Below are 12,846 nucleotides of genomic sequence, written 5' to 3'. Positions count from 1 at the left end.
GTCATCCCCCGTGGCCGGATCCGTCCGCCAGATCAAAGGGCTGCACGATCAGCCCGCCCTCGTGCTCGCCGAGGAAGGATTTCACGCCGTAGGTCGAGCGCAGCAGCTCGTCCGTCAGCACATCGCGCGGCGCACCGTCAGCCACGATGCGGCCGTCCTGCAGCAGGATTAGCCGCGTGCAAAAGCGGGCGGCAAGGCCGAGGTCGTGCAGGCAGGCGACGACGCTGGAGCCTTCGTCGGCAAGGCCCGCAAAGATCTTCATAAGGGCAATTTGGTGGGCGGGGTCGAGCCCGGCCGCCGGTTCGTCGGCGAGCATCAGCGGCGCTTCCTGTGCGAGCGCCCGGGCGATCAGCACTCGCGCCTGTTCGCCGCCGGAAAGTTCGGTTGCGGGGCGCTGCGCGAAATCTTCCACTTCCATGCGCCGCATCGCCGAGCGGATCGTCGCAAGGTCAGCGTCCCCGGGAGCGGCAAAGCCCGGCAGGTGCGGCGCTCGGCCCAGCGCCACGACGCGCTCAACCGTCACCGGCCAGGCAATCTCCCGCTCCTGCGGCAGATAGGAGACGAGCCTGGCCTGGACGCGCGGCGCTGGCTTCACCTCATTGCCGATGATGACGGTGCCTTTCGAGGGCGTCAGGCCAAGGATCGCGCGCAGCAGCGTCGTCTTGCCGGCGCCGTTCGGGCCGATCAGGCCGACAAACTCGCCCTCGCTGACGGTGAAGGAGACGCCGTGCAGCACCTCGCGGCGGCCGAGATCGGCATGGAGATCGGAGACGGCAAGCAGCGTCACAGCATCGTCCTCCGCGAGCGCCAGATCAGCCACAGGAAGAACGGCGCGCCGACCATGGCGGTGAGGACACCGAGTTTCAGGTCGCGCTCGGGCGCGATCAGCCGCACGAGAATGTCGGCGGCAAGCAGCATCGCCGCGCCACCCAGAGCGCTGGCCGGCAGCAGGCGCGACGGCATGCTGCCGACGAGCGGGCGCAAGATGTGCGGCACGACCAGCCCGACGAAGCCGATTGCCCCCGCAACGGCCGTCGCCGCGCCGACCGAGGCGGCAGTGCCTCCGACGGCAAGAAGCTGCGTGCGGCGCAGGTCGAAACCAAGGCTGGCGGCGGCGCTCGCGCCGAGCGTTAACGCATCGAGCGCGCGGGCGGTCAGCGCCAGCATCACCCAGCCTGCCACCATGAACGGAGCAGCGAGCGACACATGGATCATGGAGCGGTCGGTGAGCGAGCCCAGCATCCAGAAGACGATTTCCATCGCCGCGAACGGATTGGGAGAAAGGTTCAGCGCGAGCGACGTCATGGCCCCGGCGAAGGCCGACAACGCGATGCCCGCAAGAATGATCGAGAGCGTTCCGCCCGAGCCGCCGGCCATCGCCCGCACCACCAGCACGGCAACGCCCGCGCCTGCGAGTGCCGCTAGCGGCAAGGCGAGCGGAAAGACGAGCGAGACGCCGGTATAGATCGTCAGCACCGCGCCAAGAGACGCGGTGGCACTGATGCCGAGCAGACCGGGTTCAGCCAGCGGATTGCGCAGGTAGCCCTGCAGCACGGCGCCGGAGAGGCCGAGCGTCGCGCCGACCATCAGGCCGAGGATCGCGCGCGGCAGGCGGATCTCGCGCATGATCAGCGTGATCTCATAGGCATCGCCGGAAAAGAGCGCGCGCATGGAATCGGCAAAGCCGATTGCCGCCGGTCCCGTGGCCAGCGAGATCAGGAACAGGAGCGCGACCGCGAACCCGAGCGCGGCGAGCACCAGCCGGTATCTCGATGTGTCGGTCAACGCGCGGCTCCGGTCGCCTCGGCGGCGGTGCGTAGGATGCGTACAGCCTCGAGCGAAAACGGCGCGCCGCACACCCAGTACTTGTCGGGTACCGAGACCTCCTTGCCGCCCGCCACGTAGGCACGGAAAGCGGGATGAATGAAATTATCCTGCGCCATCGCCGGACGCTGGTAGTTTTCGCTGCCGGTGACGATCAGGTTCGGCTTCGCGGCAAGTAACGTTTCGAGCGGAACCCGCGCCCCGCCCTGGATTCCTTCGCGCGCGGCAATGTTGGTGAGGCCAGCAACGTTCATGACCTCGTCGGTAAACGTTCCCGCGCCCGTGGCATAGCTGTTCGATGACCAGCCAAGGGCGGTGACACCGCTGCTGCTGGTCGCGAGTTCCTGCAACCCGCTGTCGAGTTCGGCGACGACTTCCGCCGCGCGCCCTTCGCGGCCAAGCAACTTGCCGACGCGTGCGATCTGCTCGCGCACGTCGGCAAAGGTGTTGACCGGGTCGAACAGCTCGACGCGGATGCCGAGGTTCTGGAGAAGGTTCACCGTCGCGGTCGCGGTATAGGTGCCGGCCAGCACCAGGTCAGGCTTCATCAGGAAGATTTCTTCGGCGAGGCCGTGATTAACGGGAAAGGCTTTCGCCTCATCCACCATCGCCGAGGTTTGCGTATCGGTGGCAAGGTGCGTCACCGAACGCAGCTGTCCATCCGCCGCGACCAGCATCGCCATCTGGTCAGTGCAGACGTTCATCGAGACGACGCGGGCAGGTGCTGCCGATGCAGCTCCTGCCGCGCATACCAGTGCAAGCAGGATCGCAGGCAGCACGGCGAGCGCGGGCCCGGAGGGCCACGCCAGCCAGATACCAATGCGATCCCTTACACGCATCAGAACTTCGCCTTCATGCCAACGAACGCGGAGGCGCCCGGCGTATTGTAGCCCAACACGGTCTGGTACTTCTCGTTCAGCAGGTTCTCGCCACGAAGGTAGAACTGCATGTTGTCGTTCAGCTGATAGGCGACCCTGGCGTTGAGCAGGACGTAGTCGTCGAGCGCCACATCTGTCGATGGCCAGGTCGAGAAGTCGGTGTCCAGCGTGTCGACGGCATATTTCAGGTCGGCGCTCACCGTCCACTTTTCAGCCGGACGCACCGTCGCAGTCAGCACGGTCGCATGGCGCGGGACGCGAATGGCGCGGATCCCTGCATCGTCCGCCGCGCTGGTGTAGGTGTAGGAGGCGCCAAGATCAAACCAGTCGGTCACCGCGTATTTCAGCGAGGCTTCGATGCCGCGCGAATGGGTGTTGCCGGGGATCTGCACGTAGGTCGTGCCAAATCCGATGCGGTCCTCGACCTTCACCGAGAAGTAGGTGATGTCGGCCGTCAGGCGGCCATCGAGAAAAGTCTGCTCGACGCCGACATCGTAGCTGAAGCTGGTTTCCGGCTGCAGATCCGTGTTGCCGTAGGTGGGCGCGTATAGCTCATAGAGGCTGGGCGCCCGAAAGCCAGTGCCGACCGAGGCGTGGAGGCGCGTTCCGGAATTCGGGAAGAGATAGGACGCCGTGCCACGATAGGTGGTGTGGCCGCCAAATTCAGAGTGCTCATCATGGCGAAGCCCGGCAGTCAGCACGAAATCATCAACCGGCTCGAAAATCCCTTGCGCCCAGACACCCGTGAGATGGTGGCTGTCGCTGATTGCGGTCCAGGTGGTCGCGACATCGGCCTTCTGACGCTCGTGGTCGGCGCCGTATTGCAGGGTGATGCGATCGGTCAGTTCGAACGAACCGAGATAGTCGAACTTCAGCCGGTCGCCGACGAAGGTGTCGTTGGCCGGCGAAATCTCGCGATCCATGCGCGATGCCTGCACCGAGAAGGTGTTCTTGGCACGGCCGTCGAGAAGATCGAGGTTGAACCCTGCGCGTCCGCCCAGGAACGTGGTGAAGTTCTCGTCGCCTGAGCTGTCAAAGCCGTTGAGGTCATACTCGGCCCTGGTGTCGATGTAGAGCGCCGAGCCAAAGACGGAAAAGGCTTCGCTGAAGCGGTGCTCAACGTTCAGGTCGGCGGTGACGTTCTGGTATCCGTCCTTTTCCGTGCCGCCGGCAGCGGCGGAGAAGCCATCGGCCCGGAAGCCTGAAATATTGCCGACGATGCGGGAGGCATCATCAGACGCGCTGATGCCATAGCGGCCGCGCACCGTGCCGTAGGAGCCGCCTTCGATCTCAACGGTGTGATGAACGCCCGGACCTTCGTCGGCAAAGCTCGACAGATCGACGAGACCGGCAATGGCGTTGGAGCCATGGAGCGTGCTCTGGGAGCCCTTCAGAACCTCGATGTTCGAGATGCCGGCAGACAGCAGGTGCTCGAAATGGGTCTGAACCTGCGTGTTCGAGACGTCCGAGACGTCGATGCCGTTGTAGAGCGTCTTGATGTAGCGCACGGGCAGGCCGCGCATGTAGACGCCCGTGGTCTGGCCAATCGGGCCTGCCGGGCTCACAGACATGCCGGGCACGAACGACAGATAATCCGCTACGGCCTGAACCGTCTTCTTATCGATGTCCTCGCTAGTCAGCAGCTCGACCTTGGAGCCAACCTTCTGCGCCTCGGTGGGCGTGCGATTGGCGGTAGTAACCGTGATCGTATCGAGAACGGTCACGTCGTCGGAAGAAGCATCATCCTGGGCGAAAGAGGGTCCGGACAGGATAAGCGTAAGTGCGCTCGCAGCGAGCAGCGGCGATTTCATTGCAGTCCCCACATCTGTCCGATCGGCAATGCCGACCGGCGGTTACACTGAGGCTGCAAACCGAATTCGCGGCGCCCATGCGCCAAAGGTCATCTCGCCGCTTCCGGCATGCAGCACATTCTTCGAATGTCACCGCGACGGACGACCGCGCCCCGATGCACCCCGCATCGAGACATGGGTGACTGGAACGGCAGGTCTCCTGGCTTCCGTGTCTTCGCCTCTCTTCCGCCTTCCCGGCCTGACCGCCAGTGGCATGTGGAAGTTGGCTCAACGGTTACAGTTGCGGGGGCAGCCACGGATTTGACCGATAGTCAGTCGCACCGTGTTCCCATTTTCACCCGCCTCGCGGCGGGACCAGTTCCAAGCGGATGGATAGCCGGAGTCCGGCGCTGCGTCAACGAGACGGGGTCAGCGGACCCCGTACCTGTTGACGAGCACGTCGAGAATGGCGCGGATCGCCTGCGCCTCGCCGCCGATCGGGCAGTGCGGGCGCTCGACCGGCGACCAGCCGAACACGTCGAAATGCGCCCATCTCCTGGCGTTTTCGACAAAGCGGCGCAGGAACAGTGCCGCCGTCACCGCGCCGGCCATGCCGTCGGTGGTGACGTTGTTGATGTCCGCGACCTTGGAGTTGAGCTTGCTGTCGTAGTTCGACCACAGCGGCAGGCGCCAGAGCGGATCGGCGGTCTTCTCGGCGGCGTGGGCGAGGTTTTCCGCAAGCGTATCGTCGTCGGTGAAGAAGGGCGGCAGGTCCGGGCCAAGCGCCACACGCGCCGCACCGGTCAGCGTTGCCATGTCGATCAGCACCTCGGGCGACTCTTCGTCTGCCAGCGCCAGCGCGTCAGCGAGAATCAGCCGGCCCTCGGCATCGGTGTTGCCGATCTCGACGGTCAGGCCCTTGCGGCTCGGCAAGATGTCGCCGGGGCGGAAGGCGTTGGCGGAGATGGAATTCTCGACCGCCGGTATCAGAACGCGCAGGCGGATGTTTGCCTTGGCCGCCATCAGCATCGAGGCAAGGCCGAGGACGTTGGCCGCGCCGCCCATGTCCTTCTTCATCAGCAGCATGCTCGACGGCGGCTTGATGTCGAGGCCGCCGGTGTCGAAGCAAACGCCCTTGCCGACGAGCGTGACCTTCGGTGCGTCTTCCGCACCCCACGAGAAGTCGATCAGGCGCGGGGCCTGCGCCGAGGCGCGGCCAACGGCGTGGATCATCGGAAAATTCTGCTCGATGAGCGCGTCGCCTGAAATGACGGAGACTTTTGCCCCATGCGCGTCTGCCAGCGAGCGCGCGGCCGCCTCGAGTTCCTTGGGGCCGAAATCGTTGGTCGGCGTGTTGATGAGGTCGCGGACGAGGAAGACCGCCTCGGCCTGCTGGCGCACCCTTGCTGCATCCGCGCCTTCCGGCACCACGAACTCGACGTCGCGGCCCTCATGCTTGCGGTAGCGTGTGTAGACGTAGCTGCCGAGAAGAAGGCCGAGCGCGGCAAGGTCGGGATCTTCCGGCGTGCTGGCAAAGTGCCATTCGCCGGCGGGCAGCTTCTTCGCGAGCGAGCCGGTGGCAAGCGGCGAGAAGCCGCCGCGCTTGTCGGCCACGCCAAACAGCGCGCCCGCGATCGCCCCATCGCTGCCCGGCAGGAGCAGAAGCTGGCCGGCCGCGCCGCTAAAATGGTTCGCTCCCGCCCATGCACGCGCGCCGGCGTCCAGCTCCAGCCTGGAGAAGCTTTCCTTGGTGACGAGATGAACCGGGCGGGAGCCGGGCGTTGCCTTGTCTTTCAGTGTCAGCGGCATGGCCGGAAAGATCCTTTTTAACGATCCGTTAGCGTTAACAGATTATTGCTGACCCTCGATCGTGACCGGAAAAGGGTCACTGTCGGGCAGGGGAGATTCAGTGCCGATGTTCACCAACCTCGCCGCGAAGGCAACGGGGAAACGCAGCTCCGCAGTGCTGAGTGCACTCATCATCGCCGTTTCCCTTTCGGGATGTGCATCCACCGACAAGATGACCACCGGCTCCATTTCTCGCGGTTCCTCGCCCGAGGTGGTGGAATCGATGTCAGCCCAACAGCTGGCCTCGGCAGTCGAGTCGCTCGGCAATGCGTACGCGAAGAACCCAAAGGACAGCACCGCCGCGATGCGCTACGCCTCGGTGCTGCAGATGAGCGGCCGCACCGACCAGTCGCTCGCGGTGATGCGCAAGCTTGCCATCGACTATCCGTCCGACCGCAAGGTGCTCGCCGCCTATGGCAAGGCGCTCGCCGCAGCGGGCGAGCTGGAGCCCGCGCTCGATGCGGTGCGCCGCGCCCAGACGCCGGAATATCCCGACTGGAAGCTGATGTCGGCGGAAGSCGCAATCCTCGACCAGCTCGGCGACCAGAAAGAGGCGCGCAGGCTCTACATGCGCGCTCTGGAGCTGAAGCCCGGTGAAGCCTCGATCCTGTCCAACCTCGGCATGTCCTACGTGCTGGAAGGGGATCTCAAGAGCGCCGAGAATTATCTGCGCCAGGCCGTGCAGGCGCCGGGCGCCGACAGCCGCGTGCGTCAGAACCTCGCCCTCGTCGTTGGCCTGCAGGGCCGGTTCAAGGAAGCGGAGGAGATCGCATCGCGCGAACTCTCGCCGCAGCAGGCGCAGGCAAACGTCGCCTATCTGCGCCAGATGCTCGCCCAGCAGAACGCCTGGAACGAACTGCGCGAGGAAGAGCGCAAGCGGAACTAGGCCTCAGCGGCCTAGAATCCGCTCACGCGCGGCAGCCAGGTCGACACCCCCGGCACGAAGGTAATCAGCAGCAGGACCAGCAGATGCGCCAGGAGAAATGGCGGCATCTCGCGCACGATCTCGCTCACCTTCAGCTTCACCGTGGATGAGACGACGAAGAGCAGCGCCCCGACCGGTGGCGTGATCAGGCCGATCGTTAGGTTCAGGATCACCACCATCGCGAAGTGGATTGGATCGATGCCGAGCGAATGCGCGATGGGCGCGAGGATCGGCACCAGCACCATCACGCCCGGCAGCGGGTCCATGAACAAGCCGAAGATCAGCAGGAAGACGTTGATCGCGAGCAGGAAGACAACCGGCGAGAGGTTCCATGAGACGATCGTCTCGGCAAGGCGCTGCGGCACGCCCTCGATGATCAGCACCCAGGCAAAGGCGCGGGCGGCCGCCAGGATCAGCAGGACGGCAACCGAGATCAGGGCCGCGCGCAGGATGATGGCCGGAATGTCCTTCACCTTCAGCGAGCGGTAGACGAACATGCCGCACGCCAGAGCGTAGAAGATTGCCACCACCGAAGCTTCGGTTGGCGTGAAGATGCCGGCGCGGATGCCGCCAATGATCAGGACGATCAGGAACAGGGCCGGCAGCGCATAAATGCTGGTCCGGACGATCTCGGCGGTGGGCGGCTTCGGGTCGCCACCGCGGTAGCCGCGGGCACGCGAGACGTAGAAGTTGGCCGCGGAGAGCGCGAGCGCGATGATGACGCCCGGGACGATGCCGGCGATGAACAGCGCACCCACCGACACCTGCTCAACCTGCAGCGCATAGACGATCATGATGATCGACGGCGGGATGATCGGCCCCATGACTGCCGATGAGGCCGTCAGGGCTCCGGCGTAGGAGCGGTCATAGCCGCTCTTTTCCATCATGCGGATCATCATAGCGCCGGGACCGGCCGCGTCCGCCAGCGCTGAGCCCGAAATTCCGGAGAACAGTGTCGAGGCAATCACGTTCGCGTAGCCGAGGCCGCCGCGCTTGTGCCCGACGAACTGCGAGGCGAAGCGCAGCAGCACGTATGTCATCGCGCCGCCCGTCATCAGCTCGGCCGCGAGGATGAAGAACGGGACGGCCATCAGCGGAAATGAGTCGAGGCCGGAGAACATCTCCTTCACGATGACGAGATAGGGATAGTTGCTTCCGAGCGCGACGGCGACGAAGGCCGAGATCGCCAGCACGAAGGCGATGGGAAAGCCCAGCGCGAGCAGCACGACGAAGGAACCGAAAAGTATCCAGGCCACGTGATCCTACTCCGTTGGCATCATGCGCTCAGGCTGCCAGCAATATCGCCGGCCTCGGTGGTTTCCTCGAAGCGGTTGTCGCGGACATAGCTGCGCACGACGAGGAGGAGATGGATGATGAGAAGGGCGAAACCTACCGGCATCGCCGCGTAGACATAGGCAAACGGGATGCGGGTCGCCGGTGTCATCTGGAAGCGCATGCGCATCGCATAGCCGTAGCCGACCCAGATCATCACCGCGAAGAAGGCGATCAGGCAGATGACGATGAAGCCGCGCAGCAGGCGCTGCTTCTGCGTCGGCATGATCTCCATCAGGTTGGTGATCGCGACGTGCCCGCCATAGCGAAGGGTCAGGCCCGCACCAAGGAACGTCAGCCAGATCATCATGTAGCGGGCGACTTCCTCGGCCCAGTAGATCGAGTAATTCGTCGTGTAGCGCAGCGTCACATTGGCGAAGACGATGCAAGACATGGCGCCCAGCAGCAGGATCAGCGCCCACTTGTTGGCCTCGACGAAGGCGTTCTCAAGCTTTTGCAAGGAAAGTGCCCTCCTCAGTCGGCAAGGCCGGCATGACGCCGGCCCGCCAGTTCAGGTGTTTTGGACGGCGCGGTCACTTGGCCGCGATGATGCCGTCGATCAGTTCCTTGCCGTAGGTCTTGTAGTATTCCTCATAGGCGGGAGCGAGCGCCTTCTGGAACTCGGCCTTCTGCTCGGCCGTAAGCTCGCCGACTGTCATGCCTTCCTTCTTCAGCTGCTCGACGCCGGACTTCTCGACGTCATCGACGAAGGCGCGCATGGCAACGACCGCCTCGGCAGCGCCCTTCTTGAACACTTCCTTGTCCTCATCGGACAGGCTGTTCCAGAGATCCGGCGAGACCAGCAGCATCGCCGGCGAATAGACGTGGCCGGAGACGGTGAGGTGCTTCTGCACTTCCGACAGCTTCGCCGAGGTAATCACCGACAGCGGGTTCTCCTGGCCGTCGATGGTGCCCTGCTGCAGCGCGCCGATCACCTCCGGCCAGGCCATCGGCGTCGGAGCAGCACCAAGCGTGTTGAAAGCGGTGATGTGGATCGGGTTTTCCATCGTCCGCAGCTTCAGGCCGGCGACGTCATCCGGCTTCTCGATCGCATTGCGGTTGTTGGTGATATGGCGGAAGCCCTGCTCGCCCCAGGCAAGTGCGATCAGGTTCGCGCTCTCGAACTTGCCGAGGATCTCCTGGCCAATCGGGCCATCGAGCACGCCGCGGGCATGGGCAAGGTCGCGGAACAGGAACGGAATGTCGAAGACGCCGGCTTCGGGGACGAAGTTGGAGAGCGTGCCGGAGGAAACGATGGTCGCTTCGACCGTGCCGATCTGCAGGCCCTCTAGAACCTCGCGCTCGCCGCCAAGGCCAGAGGAGGGGAAGTGACGGAACACGAAGCGCTTGTCGGTGCCGCTCTCGACGACTTCCTGCCAATTGTTGGCGGCAACGCCGTAGTGCGACGTCGTCGCCAGCGCGTAGCCGATCTTGATTTCCTGCTCGGCCTTCGCGCCGAAGCTGAGGCCAAGCGTCATCGCCGTCACGACGAGCGCGGTACGGCCAAGGTTCTTTGCAAAATTGCGCATGCGGTCTTCCTCCCAAAAGACAACCGTGACGGCTGGTGCGCACGGTCATGCCAACGATGTCAGCTGATCCGGGACAGCCTCCTCGCTGGCCGGACTGGCGGGCGGCGGAAATCGCCGTTCAGCCCGTTTATAGTCGGGAGAGAACAGTTGCGCCAGCTTCTAAGACGCATGGATCAATGCATCAGAATAGTGGCGCAACGTCGCAGTATGCATCCAGAAGATGCGGAAGACTTCTCCGGAGATCAGCTCCGCTCCTCGAAGGCGATCACGCCGCAGCCGGTTATCGCCGGGAAGGTGTAGTAGCTGTAGACCTCGTCGATATTGTCGGACAGCGCGCCGCGCATCGCGAACCAGATCGCAAGTTCGGCTGCCTCGGTACCGCCAAGACGCATCAGCTCCTCCTGCGGCAGGTCGACCAGCTCCTGGACCTCGTCCTTCAGCTTGGACAGGAAGTAGCGGTCGAGCTTTTCGTTGGCGATGCCGAAGCGCGCGCCGCTGATCTGGTGCGACATGCCGCCGGTCGCGACGACGAGGATGCGGTCGTCGCCCGGGAAGCTCTCGATCGCCGCGCGGATCGACTTGCCGAAATTGTGCAGCCGCTGTGAAGTCGGGATCGGGTGACGCACCATGTTGATCGCGATCGGCACGATGGGCGTGTCCCACGGCGTGTCCTTGAGATACGGCATCCACGAATAGATGCCGTGGTCGATGGCGAGGTCCTGGCAGACCGTGAGGTCGTACCCGCCATCGCGCACCAGCTTGTTGGTCAGGTGCCAGCCAAGGTCGGTATCGCCGACGAGGCTCGGGAACGGACGCAGGCCCCAGCCTTCATCCGCCTGCCGGAACTCGGGCGCGATGCCGATCGCCAGCGTCGGATAGGCGTCGAAGTCGAAGTGGTTGAGGTGGTCGTTGTAGACGATCACCATGCGGTCGGGCTGCATCTTCGCCAGCCACTCTTTCATCGGCCGGGTGCCGTCGAACCAGGGCTGCCAGCGCGGGCTGAAGCCGTTCGCCATGCCCTTGTCGTATTCGATCCCCATTGAGGGCGTGTGCGAAATCGCGAATCCGCCGATAATCTTCGCCATCAGTCTTCTCCCCCCGGAAGCGCGCTGACCCTGCGCGGGCAAAGCTGCATCAGTTCCTCAACCTCCATGTCGGCATTGTGCGCGCCGATGTGCCAGAGGTTCTGGCCGACGGTCGCCGCGACCTTCAGCATCGCCTGCAGATGGCCGCCCGCCTTGAGGAGCCCGGTCCAGTCGCGTGCCTTGACCAGCGCGATCTCCTCATCGCTGAGGCCGGCGCCGCGCATGTAGCCTTCCTCGTCGGCGAGAAACTTTTCGCGATTTTCCGGGCGGCGCAGGCTGAGGCCGAAGCGCGTCAGCTTGTAGCCTTTAGTCGCCATCTCGCCGGTGTAGATATACGTGCCTGGCGGATCGAGGTTGAACGGGATCGAATTGCTCATCGTTCTCATGCCTCCAGCATCTGGCTCGCCGCGAAACGGCGAACCGCATCCGTGAAGATTTCCGGCTGCTCAAGGTTAAGCATGTGGCCGGCCGTTTCCAGCCGCAGCAGCGAAGCGCCCGGAACGGAATCTGCAATGCGCTGCGCGATCTCGCGATAGCCGGCAACGTCGCGGTCGCCGCTGATGACCAGCGCCGGCGCGCGGATATGTTCAAGCTGCGGGATAATCGGCTCTGCGGGCGCCTGCATGTCCGTCTCGCGCCAGTGCCAGCCGCTGTAATCAGCGACGATCTCTGCAACTTCTGCCTTCGCCTGCGGATAGTCGCCGAGCGAGGCAAACATCTCATGCCCGAGCCAGAATTGCTTTGCCGCCTCGACGCCATGGGCGCGGGCACGGGCGAGTGCCGCTTCCGGCGGGCGCATTTCCTTCCAGGCATGGCCGGGAAGGCCGGGCGATGCCAGCACCAGCCCGTGTACGTTCTCGGGGCAGAGCGTCGCGTAGCGCAGGGCGATGTTCGCGCCGAGTGACAGGCCAACCAGCAGCGGCCGGTCGATCCCGAGATGCTCGAGAAGCCGCGCGAGGTCAGCGCAATGATCGTATTCGGCGCTGGGCGCGCTGGAACGGCCGAAACCGCGCAGGTCGTAGCGGACAACCTTGAAATCGGCTGCCAGGGCCTCGAATTGCGGCCGCCACATGCGCATATCGAGCGAGAAGCCGTGAATGAGGACAAGCGCGGGGCCTTCGCCCGCGACCTCAAAGGGGACCTCGCCATTGTCGACCGGACATTTGCCGGCGCGCGTGCTCATGTCGGCTTCCCAAAACTAGTGGGCAGCGGCTTGATCGCCTTGTTGACGAAGACGGCGTCAATCTCGCGCGCGGCGAACTGCCAGCACCCGTCGGCGTCGCGCCGATAGCTGTCGCGGACGTCACCGATGACGAAGGGTTCGGTTCCCTCGATCGGCGGCTCGCCGCTTCCCGCAAAGGTCAGCCAGCTGCTGTGGCCGGTTGCCTCGTCCGGGCCGGTAAATTCCAGCACCAGCCCGCTGTAGAAATGGCGCGACAGCCTGCCGCTCGCGGCACGGGCGCGGAAGAACTCCTCCAGTTCCTGCCGCCCGTTCAGGCGCCGCTCGCCGTTGCGGTAGAACACGTCGTAGGTAAACAGCGACACGAACAGGTCGAGCTTGCCGTGGTCGAGCGCGTGCGCAAACGCGTCGTTCAGTTCGCGAATGGCCAGCCGGTCTTCGATCCTCCCCATCAT

14 protein-coding genes and 1 riboswitch are annotated in these 12,846 nt (G+C 64.5%); of the genes, 1 reads left to right on the top strand and 13 read right to left on the bottom strand.

From position 1 onward, the window contains the following. Window position 1 precedes the first annotated feature (1 nt). The 6 genes from L610_RS03055 to L610_RS20405 all read right to left on the bottom strand — a co-directional run bounded on the left by L610_RS03055 (window position 2) and on the right by L610_RS20405 (window position 6,529). Entirely contained in the window at window positions 2-787 is a 786-nt protein-coding gene (locus L610_RS03055) for an ABC transporter ATP-binding protein (protein WP_144702373.1), read from the bottom strand. Further along, a complete protein-coding gene (locus tag L610_RS03050; RefSeq protein WP_144702370.1) occupies window positions 784-1,785 on the bottom strand; it encodes an iron ABC transporter permease in 1,002 nt (333 codons plus the stop codon). The genes L610_RS03055 and L610_RS03050 overlap by 4 nt, the downstream gene beginning before the upstream one ends. Next, window positions 1,782-2,663 (bottom strand): ABC transporter substrate-binding protein, encoded by an 882-nt coding sequence (locus tag L610_RS03045; protein ID WP_144702367.1) that lies wholly within the window; start codon window positions 2,661-2,663, stop codon window positions 1,782-1,784. Before L610_RS03045 ends, L610_RS03050 begins: the two co-directional genes overlap by 4 nt. Beyond that, a complete protein-coding gene (locus L610_RS03040; protein ID WP_144702364.1) occupies window positions 2,663-4,513 on the bottom strand; it encodes a TonB-dependent siderophore receptor in 1,851 nt (616 codons plus the stop codon). Before L610_RS03040 ends, L610_RS03045 begins: the two co-directional genes overlap by 1 nt. Before the next feature lie 171 nt (window positions 4,514-4,684). Next, a riboswitch (cobalamin riboswitch) is annotated at window positions 4,685-4,887 on the bottom strand. A gap of 34 nt (window positions 4,888-4,921) precedes the next feature. Next, complete coding sequence (locus L610_RS03035) at window positions 4,922-6,301, bottom strand: M17 family metallopeptidase (RefSeq protein WP_144702361.1); 1,380 nt, start codon at window positions 6,299-6,301, stop codon at window positions 4,922-4,924. Window positions 6,302-6,343: 42 nt separating this feature from the next. Further along, a complete protein-coding gene (locus L610_RS20405; protein ID WP_246658908.1) occupies window positions 6,344-6,529 on the bottom strand; it encodes a hypothetical protein in 186 nt (61 codons plus the stop codon). 34 nt (window positions 6,530-6,563) lie between these two features. On the opposite strand from L610_RS20405, the gene L610_RS03030 reads away from it, so the two are divergent. Continuing rightward, the gene (locus L610_RS03030; RefSeq protein ID WP_371712939.1) at window positions 6,564-7,226 is read left to right on the top strand and encodes a tetratricopeptide repeat protein; all 663 of its coding nucleotides are present in this window, start codon (window positions 6,564-6,566) and stop codon (window positions 7,224-7,226) included. A gap of 11 nt (window positions 7,227-7,237) precedes the next feature. Here L610_RS03030 and L610_RS03025 read toward each other — a convergent pair whose 3' ends face one another. The 7 genes from L610_RS03025 to L610_RS02995 all read right to left on the bottom strand — a co-directional run bounded on the left by L610_RS03025 (window position 7,238) and on the right by L610_RS02995 (window position 12,846). Then, window positions 7,238-8,521, bottom strand: coding sequence for a TRAP transporter large permease (locus tag L610_RS03025; RefSeq protein WP_024847067.1), 1,284 nt, complete (start codon window positions 8,519-8,521; stop codon window positions 7,238-7,240). A gap of 20 nt (window positions 8,522-8,541) precedes the next feature. After that, window positions 8,542-9,057 carry a TRAP transporter small permease gene (locus L610_RS03020; protein ID WP_024847066.1) on the bottom strand — a complete coding sequence of 172 codons (516 nt, stop codon included), beginning with the start codon at window positions 9,055-9,057 and terminating at the stop codon, window positions 8,542-8,544. Between the two features lie 73 nt (window positions 9,058-9,130). After that, the gene (locus tag L610_RS03015; protein ID WP_024847065.1) at window positions 9,131-10,126 is read right to left on the bottom strand and encodes a TRAP transporter substrate-binding protein; all 996 of its coding nucleotides are present in this window, start codon (window positions 10,124-10,126) and stop codon (window positions 9,131-9,133) included. 242 nt (window positions 10,127-10,368) lie between these two features. Next, window positions 10,369-11,211: a class III extradiol dioxygenase family protein gene (locus L610_RS03010; protein ID WP_024847064.1), complete on the bottom strand. Its 843-nt coding sequence runs from the start codon at window positions 11,209-11,211 to the stop codon at window positions 10,369-10,371. Continuing rightward, on the bottom strand, window positions 11,211-11,588 hold the full coding sequence (locus tag L610_RS03005; protein ID WP_024847063.1) for a hypothetical protein: 378 nt from the start codon (window positions 11,586-11,588) through the stop codon (window positions 11,211-11,213). Before L610_RS03005 ends, L610_RS03010 begins: the two co-directional genes overlap by 1 nt. Window positions 11,589-11,593: 5 nt before the next feature. Then, window positions 11,594-12,394 carry an alpha/beta fold hydrolase gene (locus tag L610_RS03000; protein WP_024847062.1) on the bottom strand — a complete coding sequence of 267 codons (801 nt, stop codon included), beginning with the start codon at window positions 12,392-12,394 and terminating at the stop codon, window positions 11,594-11,596. After that, a complete protein-coding gene (locus L610_RS02995) occupies window positions 12,391-12,846 on the bottom strand; it encodes a nuclear transport factor 2 family protein (protein WP_024847061.1) in 456 nt (151 codons plus the stop codon). The genes L610_RS03000 and L610_RS02995 overlap by 4 nt, the downstream gene beginning before the upstream one ends.

The sequence above is a fragment of the Aminobacter sp. J44 genome, assembly GCF_007829415.1.
Lineage (GTDB): Bacteria > Pseudomonadota > Alphaproteobacteria > Rhizobiales > Rhizobiaceae > Aerobium.
The sequence above is the reverse complement of the archived record's forward strand: the minus strand, read 5'-3'. Positions and strand labels throughout refer to the sequence as shown.

Bases quoted from the DNA above. Each gene is read 5' to 3' on its own strand.
- L610_RS03045 (WP_144702367.1), bottom strand. From the start codon at position 2,663: ATGCGTGTAAGGGATCGCATTGGTATCTGGCTGGCGTGGCCCTCCGGG.
- L610_RS03040 (WP_144702364.1), bottom strand. From the start codon at position 4,513: ATGAAATCGCCGCTGCTCGCTGCGAGCGCACTTACGCTTATCCTGTCC.
- L610_RS03035 (WP_144702361.1), bottom strand. From the start codon at position 6,301: ATGCCGCTGACACTGAAAGACAAGGCAACGCCCGGCTCCCGCCCGGTT.
- L610_RS20405 (WP_246658908.1), bottom strand. From the start codon at position 6,529: ATGGAGCCGGTGGTCATCTTGTCGGTGGATGCACATCCCGAAAGGGAA.
- L610_RS03015 (WP_024847065.1), bottom strand. From the start codon at position 10,126: ATGCGCAATTTTGCAAAGAACCTTGGCCGTACCGCGCTCGTCGTGACG.
- L610_RS03010 (WP_024847064.1), bottom strand. From the start codon at position 11,211: ATGGCGAAGATTATCGGCGGATTCGCGATTTCGCACACGCCCTCAATG.
- L610_RS03005 (WP_024847063.1), bottom strand. From the start codon at position 11,588: ATGAGCAATTCGATCCCGTTCAACCTCGATCCGCCAGGCACGTATATC.
- L610_RS03000 (WP_024847062.1), bottom strand. From the start codon at position 12,394: ATGAGCACGCGCGCCGGCAAATGTCCGGTCGACAATGGCGAGGTCCCC.
- L610_RS02995 (WP_024847061.1), bottom strand. From the start codon at position 12,846: ATGATGGGGAGGATCGAAGACCGGCTGGCCATTCGCGAACTGAACGAC.